Annotated in this window: 12 protein-coding genes; 1 reads left to right on the top strand and 11 read right to left on the bottom strand. The window is 34.7% G+C overall.

The window, feature by feature from the left end:
• Positions 1-251 precede the first annotated feature (251 nt).
• A complete protein-coding gene (uvrA, locus tag HCAN_RS00695; RefSeq protein WP_006656032.1) occupies positions 252-3,077 on the top strand; it encodes an excinuclease ABC subunit UvrA in 2,826 nt (941 codons plus the stop codon).
• A gap of 151 nt (positions 3,078-3,228) precedes the next feature.
• Here uvrA and HCAN_RS00690 read toward each other — a convergent pair whose 3' ends face one another.
• From HCAN_RS00690 to HCAN_RS00640, 11 genes are read right to left on the bottom strand one after another with little or no spacing between them, the layout of a single operon-like run.
• Positions 3,229-5,439 carry an endonuclease MutS2 gene (locus HCAN_RS00690; RefSeq protein ID WP_006656034.1) on the bottom strand — a complete coding sequence of 737 codons (2,211 nt, stop codon included), beginning with the start codon at positions 5,437-5,439 and terminating at the stop codon, positions 3,229-3,231.
• On the bottom strand, positions 5,436-5,801 hold the full coding sequence (locus HCAN_RS00685; RefSeq protein WP_006656035.1) for a hypothetical protein: 366 nt from the start codon (positions 5,799-5,801) through the stop codon (positions 5,436-5,438). The genes HCAN_RS00690 and HCAN_RS00685 overlap by 4 nt, the downstream gene beginning before the upstream one ends.
• A complete protein-coding gene (murC, locus tag HCAN_RS00680; protein ID WP_006656036.1) occupies positions 5,801-7,135 on the bottom strand; it encodes a UDP-N-acetylmuramate--L-alanine ligase in 1,335 nt (444 codons plus the stop codon). Before murC ends, HCAN_RS00685 begins: the two co-directional genes overlap by 1 nt.
• Positions 7,126-8,247 carry a succinyldiaminopimelate transaminase gene (locus tag HCAN_RS00675; RefSeq protein WP_006656686.1) on the bottom strand — a complete coding sequence of 374 codons (1,122 nt, stop codon included), beginning with the start codon at positions 8,245-8,247 and terminating at the stop codon, positions 7,126-7,128. Before HCAN_RS00675 ends, murC begins: the two co-directional genes overlap by 10 nt.
• Positions 8,248-8,250: 3 nt before the next feature.
• The gene (locus HCAN_RS00670) at positions 8,251-9,768 is read right to left on the bottom strand and encodes a DEAD/DEAH box helicase (protein WP_006656037.1); all 1,518 of its coding nucleotides are present in this window, start codon (positions 9,766-9,768) and stop codon (positions 8,251-8,253) included.
• A gap of 59 nt (positions 9,769-9,827) precedes the next feature.
• Positions 9,828-10,529, bottom strand: a complete 702-nt coding sequence (locus HCAN_RS00665) for a lysophospholipid acyltransferase family protein (protein WP_006656038.1) — start codon at positions 10,527-10,529, stop codon at positions 9,828-9,830.
• Entirely contained in the window at positions 10,513-11,805 is a 1,293-nt protein-coding gene (locus tag HCAN_RS00660; protein WP_181806868.1) for an SH3 domain-containing protein, read from the bottom strand. Before HCAN_RS00660 ends, HCAN_RS00665 begins: the two co-directional genes overlap by 17 nt.
• On the bottom strand, positions 11,802-12,461 hold the full coding sequence (gene purQ / locus HCAN_RS00655) for a phosphoribosylformylglycinamidine synthase subunit PurQ (protein WP_006656040.1): 660 nt from the start codon (positions 12,459-12,461) through the stop codon (positions 11,802-11,804). Before purQ ends, HCAN_RS00660 begins: the two co-directional genes overlap by 4 nt.
• Before the next feature lie 13 nt (positions 12,462-12,474).
• The gene (gene purS, locus HCAN_RS00650) at positions 12,475-12,711 is read right to left on the bottom strand and encodes a phosphoribosylformylglycinamidine synthase subunit PurS (RefSeq protein ID WP_006656041.1); all 237 of its coding nucleotides are present in this window, start codon (positions 12,709-12,711) and stop codon (positions 12,475-12,477) included.
• A 9-nt stretch (positions 12,712-12,720) separates the two neighbouring features.
• Positions 12,721-13,416 carry a phosphoribosylaminoimidazolesuccinocarboxamide synthase gene (gene purC / locus HCAN_RS00645; protein WP_034556416.1) on the bottom strand — a complete coding sequence of 232 codons (696 nt, stop codon included), beginning with the start codon at positions 13,414-13,416 and terminating at the stop codon, positions 12,721-12,723.
• Between the two features lie 32 nt (positions 13,417-13,448).
• On the bottom strand, positions 13,449-14,744 hold the full coding sequence (locus tag HCAN_RS00640) for a S41 family peptidase (RefSeq protein ID WP_006656043.1): 1,296 nt from the start codon (positions 14,742-14,744) through the stop codon (positions 13,449-13,451).
• Between the last annotated feature and the right edge of the window lie 47 nt (positions 14,745-14,791).

Raw genomic sequence — 14,791 nt, 5'->3', positions numbered from 1 at the left:
AAAATAATAATAGCTATCAACTATTAAGGATGACATTGAAATACTTTATACTTTTTATAAAAAATCATCTTTCAAAATTATCAAAGAAATTCTATGAAAGCCTCTTTTTAAAATCATAAAGTCAAGGCGATTAAAAAAGATTAATGCTTTTTGATTGTTACTTAAGCACAAAACAATAAATTTTGCAATACAAATTTAAAAAATGTTTTTGGTATAATATTCGGTTATTTCATTTTATTTAAGGAAAAACTTTGAATCCACAAAATCCATCACCATTAGATCATATTATCATCACTAATGCTAAAGAAAATAATCTCAAAAATATCCATCTCAATATCCCAAAAAATAAACTAGTAGTCCTTACTGGGCTTAGTGGAAGCGGTAAAAGCACCCTAGCCTTTGATACACTCTATGCAGAAGGACAAAGACGCTATATTGAATCACTCTCAAGCTATGCAAGGCAGTTTTTGGATAAAATTGGCAAACCCGATGTGGATAAAATAGAAGGGCTAACTCCTGCTATTGCCATTGATCAAAAAACCACTAGCAAAAATCCTCGCTCCACGGTTGGAACAATTACAGAAATTTATGACTATTTGCGTTTGCTTTATGCACGCGTTGGGATTCAACACTGCCATTTATGCGGGAAACCTATCTCTCAAATGAGTGCTAGTGATATTATTGCTCAAGCCCTCAAAATCCCAGAAGATTCAAAAGTGCTAATCCTATCTCCACTCATTCGCGAAAAAAAGGGAACTTTTGCAGATAAACTCGAATCATTGCGGCAAAAAGGCTATGTGCGAGTGCAGATTGATGGGGTTTTAGCAAGGCTAGATGAAAACATTGAACTCTCCAAAACAAAAAAACACACCATCAAAGTTGTGATTGATAGAATCACAATTAAGCCTGAAAATAAAGAAAGAATTGCCCAAAGCATTGAAAAAGCCCTTAAAGAATCTTATGGTGAGGTAGAAATAGAGATTTTAGGGGAAAACAAAAATCAATTAATTCATTTTAGTGAGCATTTAGCTTGTTTTGATTGTAAAGTTTCTTTTAATCCACTAGAACCCCTTAGTTTTTCATTTAATTCCCCCAAAGGTGCTTGTCCAAAATGTGATGGACTTGGAATCCGCTATAGTATTGATGTCAAAAAAATCCTTGATAGCTCCCTTCCTTTAGAATCAGGTGGAATCAAAATCATTTATGGTTTTAATAAAAGCTATTACAATGAACTTTTTAAAGCAATGTGTCAAGCCAATGGGATTGATTCTAAAGCTTCTTTTGAAGATTTGCAAGAACACCAAAAAAAGCTCATTTTATATGGCAATAACCAAGATATAGAATTCACTTGGAAAAACACTAAGCTTAAGCGACCTTGGAGTGGGATTTTAGCGATTGCTTATGATATGTTTAAAGACAACAAAGATTTAAGCGATTATATGAGTGAAAAGGTTTGCGAGGATTGCTTAGGGCATCGACTTCTTCCTCAAAGTCTTGCTGTCAAAGTCGCCAACAAAACTATTGGAGATATTTTAGATATGCCAATTAGTGAATGTTATGGATTCTTTGCCAACACTCAAAACTTTGATTATTTTGATAACCAACAAGCAATGATTGCCGCACCCATTTTAAAAGAAATTTGTGAGAGGCTTTATTTTCTTTATGATGTTGGGCTAGGCTATCTTAGTTTGGGGCGTGATGCAAGAAGCATTAGTGGGGGCGAATCACAAAGAATTAGAATCGCAAGCCAAATTGGGAGTGGTCTAACAGGTGTAATGTATGTGCTTGATGAACCAAGCATAGGCTTGCACGAACGAGACACTTTAAAACTCATCAAAACCCTAAGAAGTTTGCAGCAAAAAGGAAATTCGGTTATCGTTGTAGAGCACGATAAAGAAACTATTGAACACGCCGATTTTATTGTAGATATAGGTCCAGGTGCGGGGAAATACGGCGGAGAAGTAGTCTTTAGCGGAAATCTCACGCAACTTCTCTCAAGTGCCACCCAAACTGCTCAATATCTTAATGGCACAAAAAAGATTGAATATTTTATTCGCCGCAATCAAGAAGATTGGCTTGCTATTAAAAATGTTAATATCAATAATATTCATAACCTTAATGTTGAAATGCCGCTTAAAAACTTTGTTTGCATTACAGGTGTTAGCGGAAGTGGCAAAAGCTCCCTAGTGCTCCAAACTTTACTTCCAGTTGCACAAGAATTGCTCAACAATCGCAAAAAAGTCAAAAAAGTTGATGGTGTAGAGATTCTAGGCTTAGAAAAACTTGATAAAGTCATCTACCTTGATCAAAGCCCAATTGGACGCACACCACGATCAAATCCAGTAACTTACACAGGTGCAATGGATGAGATTCGACAGATCTTTGCACAAACCAAAGAAGCTCAAATCCGTAACTATAATATTAGTCGCTTTAGCTTTAATGTCAAAGGCGGAAGATGTGAAAAGTGTCAAGGGGAAGGAGAAATTAAAATTGAAATGCACTTTTTGCCAGATATTTTAGTGAAATGCGATTCTTGTCAAGGCACACGCTATAACGCACAAACCCTAGAAGTAGAATACAAAGGAAAAAATATTGCTCAAGTTTTAGAGATGAGTGTCGATGAAGCGTGTGAGTTTTTTGCCAAGATTCCAAAAATCTACCAAAAGCTAAGAACACTTAAAGATGTCGGATTAGGCTATATCACGCTAGGACAAAATGCCACAACACTAAGTGGTGGTGAAGCTCAAAGAATCAAACTCGCTAAAGAGCTAAGTCGCAAAGATACCGGCAAAACACTCTATATTTTAGATGAGCCAACTACCGGACTGCACTTTGCTGATGTTGATAGGCTTGTGCATGTTTTGCACCACCTTACTGATTTGGGTAATAGTGTAATTGTGATTGAACATAACCTAGATATGATTAAAAATGCCGATTTTATTATTGATGTAGGACCTGAAGGCGGAAGTGGAGGAGGAAACATAGTTGATAGCGGATCTCCAGAACATATTGCTAAAAGATACAAAAAAACAGGTAGTCATACGGGAAAATTCCTAGCCAAAGAGCTTGGAATCTAAGCGTATTTACCAAGAAGGCTAAGGAAAAAAAATCCTACTTTCCTCCACTACGATGCATAGGATGCTGATAATCGGATTTATCACAACCTGTTGCCAAAAAAGCCACAAAAATAACACCCATTAAAAAGAAAATTTTTTTCATTTTTACTCCTTATAACTTCACAATTTTTGCTCCAAATCCACCAGATTTTGGGGGTGCATCTGTAAATTCCACAACTTTTGGATGCTTTTCTAAAAAGTCTCTCACTACGCTTGAAAGTCTTCCAGTGCCAATTCCATGATAAACTAAAACTTCATCAAATCCAACAATTAAGCTATTTGAAATAAATTCATCAAGTTTTTCTAAAGCTTCTTCTGCCCTCATTCCATGCAAATCCAAAACCACATTGGCATTTTTAGGAGATTGCACATTAAATTTAACTTGCGGAATCTCCGGAGGATTACCACTTAATTTTAACTCACCCAAAGGCACCCTAAGCTTAAAACCTTCATCAAGTTGCACCATTGCGCTATCCTTTTTGATACTTACAATCACGCCTCTTGATTGATGATATTTTACCCTATTTCCGACTTTAAAAGCTTGAATCTTTGGCTTCTCTCTGTGTTCTTCTTGTTTTTTTACTTGCCTTAGAATCTTATTGGCTTCATTCATTTGACGATGAATTTCAGCTTGATTTTGCATTTTGCTTGCCTGTTTTGCCGTCTTAATCGCCTCTTGATAAGTTCGCTCCAAGAGTGCAATTTTTGCCTTATAAGATTGCTCCAAAGTTTCTTCTTTAGATTTTAAATGAATAATTTTTTGTTTCAATTCTTCTCTTTTAAGCTCTGTTTGCTTAATTTCTTGTTGCAATTTCATTTCTAAACGCGAGGAATTTTCAATTAATTCATTAAGCTTTTCTTTATCCTCTCCATAAAGGATTCTCGCTTCATTTACAAGTGTTTTTGGAATCCCATAACGCACCGCCGTTTCAAAGGCATAACTTTTGCCAATGGTACCATCAAGAAAACTAAAAGTTGGCATTTGATTTTTTTCATCAAACAAAGCCGCTAAAAGTTGCACTTTAGGATTCCCAGCCATTAGTGCAGCAAGTCGCTTATGGTGGGTAGTTACAATGATTTTGTTATTTTTAGAAATCAAATTTTCTAGCAACACTTTAAACAAACTTGCCGCTTCATCACTATCTGTCCCAAGCTCAATTTCATCCACACCAATAATTCCATCTCTTTGGTTTAGAATCTCCGAAAACTGCAACATTCTACCCCCAAAAGTAGAAATATCATTCTTGCTATTTTGTGGATCTTCCAAAATTAACTCAATAAACTTAAAAGAATCGATGCTTGATTTTGCTGCATTAATAGGAAGTGGAATCAAATACTTAGAGAGAAAAACCGCACTCATTACAGATTTTAAAAGCATTGTTTTTCCACCGGCATTCACCCCTGTAACCATCAAAATTTGCCCATCAAAAGAGAGATTGATAGATTTTGGTTTCTTTAGTGCTGGATGTTTAAATTCACTTAAAATAATCTTTTTGCCATTGGGCTTGGGAGCTAAAAACTCTAATCCTTTTGACTTTGCAAAATTTAAACGCGCTTGATAAGAATCAAAACGATCAAATTCTTTATTAATAAATTTTAAAAATGCAAGATTCTTAGTAAAAAGCGTTGAAATCTCCTTGCAAATATAAAATAACTGCTCCTCTTTTTTATTTTGCAATTCATTGCTTTTGCTTTTTAAACTCGCGATACTTTGAGGTAAAACATAAAAAAATCCAGCACTTGAGCGATTAATAATTTGTCCAGAGAGAACATGATGGAATCCTGCCTTAAGCAGCAAGCATTCTTCTTCATTTATAAAATGCATCTGCCTATCTACAAGATAAGCTGCAAGCTTATTGTGATTTAGGATTTGGTTTAATTGTTGAGCGATCTCTCTTTTAACTCGCATAAGGCTTTCTATAATAGAATCAAATTCCAAATAAATCCCACTTTTTAGCTCACCATTTTCTAAAAAAGACTTTGCAACCTCCAAAATAGGCTGTGGAATCATAATCCCTTCAAACCAATTCCCTAAAATTCCCTCTAATTTCAAGCTTTTGAGATAATTAAAATAGCGAATTATTTTAATAAACTCAAAAATTTCATCTAACTTTAAATAGCCAAATTTCTTTAAAAGCACTAGTTGCGTATCAAGATTCTTCACTTCTTTTGGCGGAGTAAAAACAACCTGCTCTAGCTCACTAATAAAATTAAAATGGATTTTGCTATCACCCTCTAAAAACAAATCTTTAGGGCGAGATAAAAAACTCTCATAGCTTTTTAAATATTCTTCTAAATCTAACTTTCTAACTAAATTATTCATTCTTTAAGCTCACAAGCTTTTAAAGGAATTGTGGTTCTAAAATGATCACTTTCTTCTTTTCCCATTAGGGTTAATGTGCCACTAATGAAATTAAATGTATTATTATCAACCTCCAAAGTCTTTGTTCCTACTACACACACTAGCTTTTTGCCTTGTAAAAATAGCTTTGCAAGTTCTGTTAATTCCCCATTAGTTTTTTCTTGAAAGAGCGTAAAAATACCGATTCCAAATGCAAGAATCAATAACAAAATACCTACAAAAATTTTACCTTTTTTGCTAATAATCTTATATTGCGCTAAAAGTTGGACTAACAACACCAAAATAACTACAACAGCAATAACAATAAGCCAATAATGCACCACTAAAAACCCCCTCGAAGCTGATAAGTCAAGTCCCCTGCATTAAACCCCACTGCAATTCCACTCTCTATCCTATCAATCTCCACTCCATTACAATAAAGCACTAAAGAATCCCCTTCTCTTTTAACAAAATCCGCAAAAGTAGGTTGATATTTGGCAAAAAGCTTAGAAAAGTTAATCTCCTTTTTTGCTTCTCCAACTGCATAAACTGGCAGGATTACTAGCCTATCTATCCCACTAAAACACTCTACAAATTCCTCTAAATTATCCAATATACGCGAATATTTATGGGGCTGCCAAATTCCACAAATCTGCTGATATTGAGTTAATTCTTGATATTTTTTTAGCGATTTTAAAGTGGCTTTAATTTCTGTTGGATGATGGGCATAATCATCAACAATTAGGCATTTGCCCTTACTTAAAATATCAAATCTCTTTTTGATTCCACAAAAATTTTGAATATTTTGACGAATTTGCTCCACTTCCATACATTCTAATGCCGCTAAAATTGCTAGGGCTGCATCAAGTGCGATATGTTCTCCAAGCCCATAAACTTCAAAAACTCCTAAATCTTTGCCACTATTTTTTAATCTAAAACGCGTTTTTGGTTCTCCATCTTTTAAGAAATATTCAATATTTTCAATATCTTTTGAAGGATAAAGCCTCACACACTCGCATTGAAGTGTTTTTAAAAATTCATCTTCAGCATTAATCACACGATATTTTGCTAACTCCAAAAAATCCCTATAGGCTTGATAAAACACTTCCAAATTATGCCCATAAGTCTCCATATGTTCAGGTTCAGCATTTGTTACAATCGCACAATAAGGATTGCACTCTAAAAAGCTTTTATCTGATTCATCAGCTTCAAACACCACCTTATTAGTCTTTAAAGCACGCGTGTTAGAGCCAAACTCCTTACTCTCTGCCCCAATTAATGCACTGCTCTCTTGCAAAATCGCACTCAAAATCGCTGTCGTAGTGCTTTTACCATGTGCTCCAGCAACCGCATAAACCTGCTTATCTTTTAAAATTAAACTCAAGGCTTCTTTGCGTGAAAGCACTGCAATACCCTTTTTTTTAGCTTCCATTACCTCAATATTATCAGGCTTAATAATTGCAGAGTGAATCACCAAGTCTTGGCAATTAATTGACTCTTTAGCGTGTGGAATGCAAATAGGAATCCCCATAGCTTTTAATTCCTTTGTTACACAGCCCTCGCACATATCTGATCCACTAACCTTCACACCTTGTGCGTGCAAGAATTTAGCTAAAGCTGAGATTCCAATACCGCCAATTCCAATAAAATGTATAGATTTTGGAATCTCTAAAGCCACTTTTTTATCCTCAAAAGCGCATCTTTAATAATCTCTTGATCATAAACCAAAGCCAATCTCACATATCCGCTCCCTGGATTTACACCATTTTCTCTTGACAAAAAACTCCCTGGCAACACTGCAATATTTTCTTTTTGCAATAAATTACGCGTAAATTCCAAATCATCACCCACAAAAAGCCATACATAAAAAGTTGTATTTGGGACTTCTACTCCCAAAATTTCTTTTGCAAGTTGCAAATTCTTTGCATATTGTTCTCTTGAATATAAAGTATGCTCATCATCACTCCACGCAGCTCTAGCGGCTTCTTGCAAAGGTAGCGGAGAAGCACAACCAACATAAGTGCGATATTGTGCATATTGCTTCAAAATTTGACTATCTCCGGCAATAAAGCCACTTCTAAGCCCTGGAGCACTAGAACGCTTAGAAATGGAATTTAAAGCTAAGATATTTTTAAAAGAATAGTTTCCTGCTGCATAACTTGCCTCTAAAATTGAAGCAGGTTTAGAATCCACATAAATCTCGCTATAGCATTCATCATTTAGCAGTAAAAAATCATATTCTAAAGCCCATTCTACCCACTTTTTTAATTCTTCCAAACTTAAAGTGCTACCTGTTGGATTGTTTGGTGAATTAAGAATAACCAAATCACATTCTTGCATTTCTTTAGCACTCAATTTTGGCTTAAAATCATTTTCTTTTGTGAGATTCATATGAATCACTTTTGCCCTTGAAGCAATTGCAGCACCCTCATAAATTTGATAAAAAGGATTAGGATATGCCATAACCTTATTTTTTTTACCAAAAAGATAGAATTGCGGAAAATTAAACAACACTTCTCTAGTTCCAAAAGTCGGTATCAGCGATTCTAAAGGCAAATCAATCCCAAACCTCCTTTGCACAAATCCAAGCAAAGCTTCTTTAAGCGATTCTTCTCCGCTAGTTTTTGGATATTTATTTAGCAAGGCAGCCTTTTGACTTAGGGTTTGACAAATAAACTCTGGAGTTTTAAACTGCGGCTCTCCAATAGTAAGCAAGATTCTACCTTCTTTTTGTGGAATATCCTTAATCAAGGCATTAAGTTTTTCAAATGGATAAGGTTGAAATTCCATAATTTATCTCCTTTTTGAGCGAGTTGGTTTGGAGTTTTTTTTACTTTTTGCAGAGGTTCTTCTGCCTTGATTCTTTGGACTTTCCTTTTCTTTAAAGTTTCTTTTATTAGAAGAATTTCGGGAAAGACGCGATCCTTTTTTCTCAGAGTGCTTTTTCTCATCACTTTGGAGTTGTTTTTGAAAACGATTCAAATCTTCTTTGTCTAATCCAATTTTATTGGGACCAACAATTTTATTTTCTTTTAGCACCATAGAAAGCAACTTGCATACTAATTGTGTTATATCTGCATTAGCACGAATTTGTTCATAAAATTTCAAAGCTTCATCGGTGATCTCGTGCTTCAAAATATTTTCTAAAAGATTAGAATCTTTTTTATTAATTGTGTCTTGTAAATCTGGAATCTCATAAAGCTCAATTTTTGCCTTTGTGTTTTCTTTGATTCTGCGTAACTCTTTAAACTCTAAAGGAGTAGCCAATGTAATAGCAACCCCCTTTTTACCTGCTCTTCCTGTCCTGCCTATGCGATGCACATATGATTCTGGATTGAGTGGAATATGAAAATTAAACACATGGCTTACTCCACTAATATCAAGCCCACGCGCTGCAATATCTGTAGCTACCAAAACATTAATGCTTGAATCTTTAAAAGCTTTAATCGATTTTTGTCTCTCTCTTTGCTCCATATCTCCATGCAAAGCTCCCGCCTTGTAACCACGATTCACAAGCCTTTCACAAAGCAAATCTGCTTCTTTTTTCATACGAGTAAAAATAATAGCTTTGCTTGGCATCTCACTATCAATCAAACGCACAATCGCATCTTCACGCTCTTGCTCATTGATAATGTAATATCGCTGCGAAATGTCTTGATTAGTCGTATCGCTTGGAGTAACCTTAATAAGTTTTGGATTGTGCAAAATTTTTTGAGCTAAATGTTTAATAGGAGTTGGCATTGTTGCTGAAAAAAGTAAAGTTTGGCGATCGCTTGAAAGGTAAGTAAAAATCTCTTCAATATCATCTAAAAAGCCCATATCTAGCATTTCATCTGATTCATCAAGCACCACTACTCTTGGATCAAAATCCTTTAAGCGTCCATTGCGTAAATGATCCAATAATCTCCCAGGAGTAGCAATCACAATTTGAGGTTTCTTTTCTAAAAGCTCAATTTGCCGACGGATAGGCTGCCCACCAAAAAGTGATACCGTGCGAACTTTGTTATATTTTCCAAGCTTAAAAACCTCATCCCCAATTTGCATTACAAGCTCCCTTGTAGGTGCAACAATCAAAACTTCAATACTGCCATCGTGTCTTAATTCATTAATCAAAGGCAAAGCAAAAGCCGCAGTCTTTCCTGTGCCTGTTTGTGCTTGTGCAATCACATCAAGTCCATCTAAAATCACAGGAATAACTTCTTTTTGAATGGGGCTTGGCTCCTTAAAACCCGCCTCATCAATCCCTTTTAAAACTTTACTTTTAAGCCCAAATTCGGCAAATCCACTGCTTATTTTTTTCATTTTTTCCATTTTTTACTTATCCATTTTAAAATAAATTATAACATAAAAGCCCACTCTACTTAGGCGATTTATGAGTTTGATACTGCAAAAAGTTGTGAATAGAGATTTGTATATTCTTTTTGCATTTTTTCTTTTAATTCCACAAACCAATCCTCACCTTCTGGCACAAAAGAAGGTAAATATTTCACCATAAAAGCCTCATTAGAAAAGTGCATCGCTCCTATATCTAAACATTTTCTTGTTCCACAAAAAACCACTGGTTGCACTTTAAGCCCAAAATGCTCTGTTAGCACTTTAGCTCCACTTTTAAAAGGCAAAAGTTTCTCACCCCCTAATGAGCGAGTGCCTTCTGGGAAAATACATAAAGTTCGCCCATTTTGCAATCTATCCTTAGCTTCTTTAAGCAAATGCACCATTTCTTTTTTACTTTCTCGATCAATCAAAATCATCTTAGGAGCTTTTAGGGCATGACCATACAAAAAGGGTTTTCCCAATTCTTTTTTAGCGATCCAACACAAATTATTAGGATGCATCGCTTCTAGATAAATCACATCCATAAAACTCTGATGATTCATCACTAAAATCCTTGCTTCCTTATCTATCTCTCCAAATACTTGTGCTTTTACCCCAAAGATTTGAATAAAAACTTTAGCTGTTATTGCCCGTATTTTCCTGTGAGATTTTTGAAAGCAATACATCAAGGCAATACAAAAAGGTATTACCACTGCAATATAAACTATCGCACTAAAAGCCCTAATTTTGGATACCATCTTTTCTCACCCATCCAATACGATCATCTTCAAGCAATATTTTGTAATAGCCGTGTTTATCTGAAAGAATCTTCACCTCCATAGGATTTTGTGTTGTTAAAATAATTGTTGAATTAAAAGTTGGCTGAATCCTAATTTCCACATTTGACTTTAAAGTCGCAGAAGTTTTAATAGACAACAAATACAATAAAACAACTAATACAATAGCCCCTAAAATTAAGAAAAGTTTTTTTCGGTAATACAAATATAATCCCAAAAAAACAATAATCAAGAAAATTGCAGCTAGGATTTTATAAATCTGCAAAGTATTTTTGGGTCTAATATCACTCTGTGTGCTAACACGATCATCTTGTGAAAAATTATCAATTTGTAATTCCACATATTTGGCACTTTGCACATTAAAATAATCAAAGGAAATTTTATCCAAGCTCTTAGGCACTACCGCATAATAAAAAATCTCTGATTCTTTATAATCCCCCTTTTTACTCTCAATTCCTTGCTGTGCATAAGTCTCCAAATGAAAGTCAAATAAATTTCCCATCGTGCTTTGTAGCTGAAAAACTGCTAAATTGCTTTGTGAATCATAACTTGTAATTTTAGTATCAATAATTTTAAGATCATCGGCAACCACTTGTGAATAATTACCTTTTCGCTCTAAAGCCACAGCTCTACTTGTGATGGATTCTGTGGATTCTCTCACTTTTCCTTCACTGGTTTGAATTGTAACTTCTATTTTGGGAATCGTAAAATTAGCCTGCTCAATCCTAAAATAAAAAGTATTCTTTAAGCTTGAATCTTGATTTAAAATCCAATTTTCCTCCGGATTTAATACGCTCACACTCGAATCTTTAGTGATAAAATCTGTAGTAATTGTGGAATATTCACCAAAAATTAAAAGCTTCACTTCAATAGGAATAATTTGCTTAACATACAAAACATTTTGAAGCGGACTAACAAAGCTTAAATAAACATTTTTAGGCTTTAAGGCACTTTGATAATTTTCTTGAATAGAATTTGGGGCTTGATTAGAATCGCTATTTTGTAAAGTGGCTAAATCTTCTTGTGGCAGTGATTTTTCAAAGGGATCTTTTAAGTCTTTTTCTTGCACTAAGGGGATTTGATTTTTTTCAATTGGGGCTGGAGTAGCAGGCAAAAAATTTTGAGGGGAATTTTGATTTTGCGTGCGTTGATTATAAGTGTTTGAATCTTGTGGAAACATAGAAGTTTCCTGTGCAAAAAGCCCAACAATACAAAAGAAAAAAAGTAAAAATCTCATAGAATCTCTAAAAAACCTTCTAGCATTTTTAGCCCTACATCTCCACCCAAAATTTTCTCTACGCATCGTTCTGGGTGGGGCATTAGTCCAAAAACATTTTTTTGTTCATTACAGATTCCTGCAATATTTCTCACTGAACCATTATGATAGCCAACATATTCTAATAAAATTTGTTCTTTTTGCTCCAATATTCTTAAACCTGCTTCATCAATATAATAATTCCCATCAGCATTAGCAATAGGCACTTGCAATAAATCCTCTTTATTAAAATTCTTCAAGAATGTATTGTTATTATTCACAACCCTTAAACAGACTTCTTTGGAAGCAAAATGTAAATTTTCATTGCGTTTCATTGCCCCAGGCAATAATCCACTCTCAAGGAGTATCTGAAATCCATTGCAGATTCCAAGCACATAGCCACCTTTTTTGGCAAACTCCACCACGGCTTTCATAATAGGCGCAAACCTTGCAATTGCACCACTTCGCAGATAATCACCATAACTAAATCCACCAGGTATCACAACAAGCTTGGTTCCACTAGGCAAATTAGTTTCTTGATGCCAAACTATTTGCGTTGGCACTTTTAATAAAGAAAAGGCATACTGCATATCATATTCGCAATTTGTTCCTAAAAATTGTAAGATAGCAACACTCATTGGATCTCTTTGTTTATATTTTAATTTTGTAGTCTTCTATCACTACATTTGCAAGGAGCGATTCACACATTGCTTCTATTTCTTTGCGAATCTTTTCTTTGTCTTCTCCTTCGATTTCTAAAGTAATCACCTTCCCTACATTTGCATTTTTGACATTGCTATATCCCAATGAAGATAAAGCGTGACAAATCGCCTTGCCTTGAGGATCAAGCACCCCTTCTTTTAATGACACAATCACTTCTGCTTTCATATTTTTACCTTAAGATAAGATTCGCTTTAAAACTTCTTCATATGCCATTTTGACATTCCCTAAATCTTGCCTAAATCGATCTTTGTCTAATTTTTCTTTTGTTTCTTTATCCCAAAAACGGCAAGAATCAGGAGTAATTTCATCAGCCAATAGGATATTCCCTTCATTATCCACGCCAAATTCAAGTTTAAAATCTACTAAAAGTAAATTTTTAGAATCAAAAAACTCACGCAAAATTTCATTAACTTCACGCCCTATTTTTCGCAAAGTCTCTAGCGATTCCACACTCTTAACGCAATTTAAAATCAAAGCGTGTTCATCATTAATAAGTGGATCACCTAATGCATCATCTTTGTAATAAAATTCCACAAGCACGAAAGGCAATTTTTCTCCCTCTTTGATTCCCAATCTTTTACTTAAAGATCCTGTAGCAATATTTCTTACTACCACTTCAATAGGAATAATCTGCACTTTTTTACAAAGCATTAAATTATCACTTAGAGTTTCCACATAGTGCGTTTTGATTCCATTTTTTTGAAGCAATTTAAAAATTTCTGTTGAAATCTTGCAATTCAAGCTTCCTTTCCCTTCTTCACTCCCTTTTTTTTCGGCATTAAAAGCTGTTAAATCATCTTTAAACTCTGCAATCACTAAATTAGCATCATTAGTTTTATAAAGCTTCTTTCCCTTACCTTCATACATCATTTCTTTTTGTTCTACTTGCACCTTTTCTCCTTTTATTTAACTACTTTAAAAACTTTAAGAGCATCGATAGCACTTTTTAACTGAATATCCGAAAGAATCGCCTCTTGCGTAAGGGTATTTTTATCCTCTTTCTTTTTGGCTTTATTTTCTTTGCCATCAACTTTTTGCAATTCACCTTCTAAATGCTTTTGCAAATTAGCTTCTTTAATACTAATACGATCGTTATCCACTGGGACAGCTCCTGGCCCTACTTCAACATCTGGTGTTACACCCACTGCTTGAATCGTTCTTCCACTTGGCAAATAATAGCGTGCAATAGTTAAACGCAAAGCTTCTTTTTCTTCTGTTGGTAAAATCACCTGCACACTCCCTTTTCCAAAAGTTGTTTCCCCTACAAGCACCCCGCGTTTATTGTCTTGAATTGCTCCTGCAACAATTTCACTAGCACTTGCGCTTCCATTATTAACCAACACCACTAAAGGCACTTTTGGATAAGGTGTTCTTTTATTGGCTCTATACACAATATCTTCATCTTCAATGCGTCCTTTTTGAGAAACAATCACACCATCTTCTAAGAATAAATCACTTAATTCCACAGCTTGATTTAAAAGCCCTCCAGGATTATTCCTTAAATCCAATACGATTCCATCAACTTTTTTAAACTTCTTAAGCTCCTCTTCCACTCTTTGGCTTACATTTTTATCAAAAGAAGTTACCCTAACATAAACATAATTGGTATTCTCAATCCCTCTTACATAAACGCTTTCTACTTTAATATTATCCCTTGTAATATCAAAAACCAATGGCTTTGGATTATTTTTTCTTACAATTGTAAGTTGCACTTTTGTATTGGGTTTTCCACGCATACGATTGACTGCCTCATCAATGCTCATATTCAAAGTGCTTTCATTATCAATTTTTAAGATAATATCTCCACTTTTTAAACCTGCTTTATCACCGGGAGTCCCTTCAATAGGGGCAATAATTGTTAAAGCGCCCTCTTTAAGTGCAATAGTAATTCCAATGCCACCAAATTCTCCATTAGTCTGAATCTTAAGTTCCTCAAACTTTTTTTCATTCAAATACGCAGAATGCGCATCAAGATTTGACAATAAGCCATCAATGGCTTTATCAACAATTTGCTCTAAAGTTAATTCATCAACATAGTATTGCTCCACCGTCCCAATCACTTTTCGGAGTTTGTTATAAGAATCTAAACGCGATTCTTCCCCCTTTTTTTCTTGAGCTAAGCTCACAGAAGATGATAAAAAAGATAAGACCATAGCGATCAAAAATGTCTGAAAAAGGCTTTTTGTTGTGATTTTCATATTTTACACCTAAAGATAATTTAAGATGAGATTCTAACGCAATCTCT

The sequence above is a fragment of the Helicobacter canadensis MIT 98-5491 genome (assembly GCF_000162575.1).
GTDB lineage: Bacteria > Campylobacterota > Campylobacteria > Campylobacterales > Helicobacteraceae > Helicobacter_D > Helicobacter_D canadensis.
The sequence above is the reverse complement of the archived record's forward strand: the minus strand, read 5'-3'. Positions and strand labels throughout refer to the sequence as shown.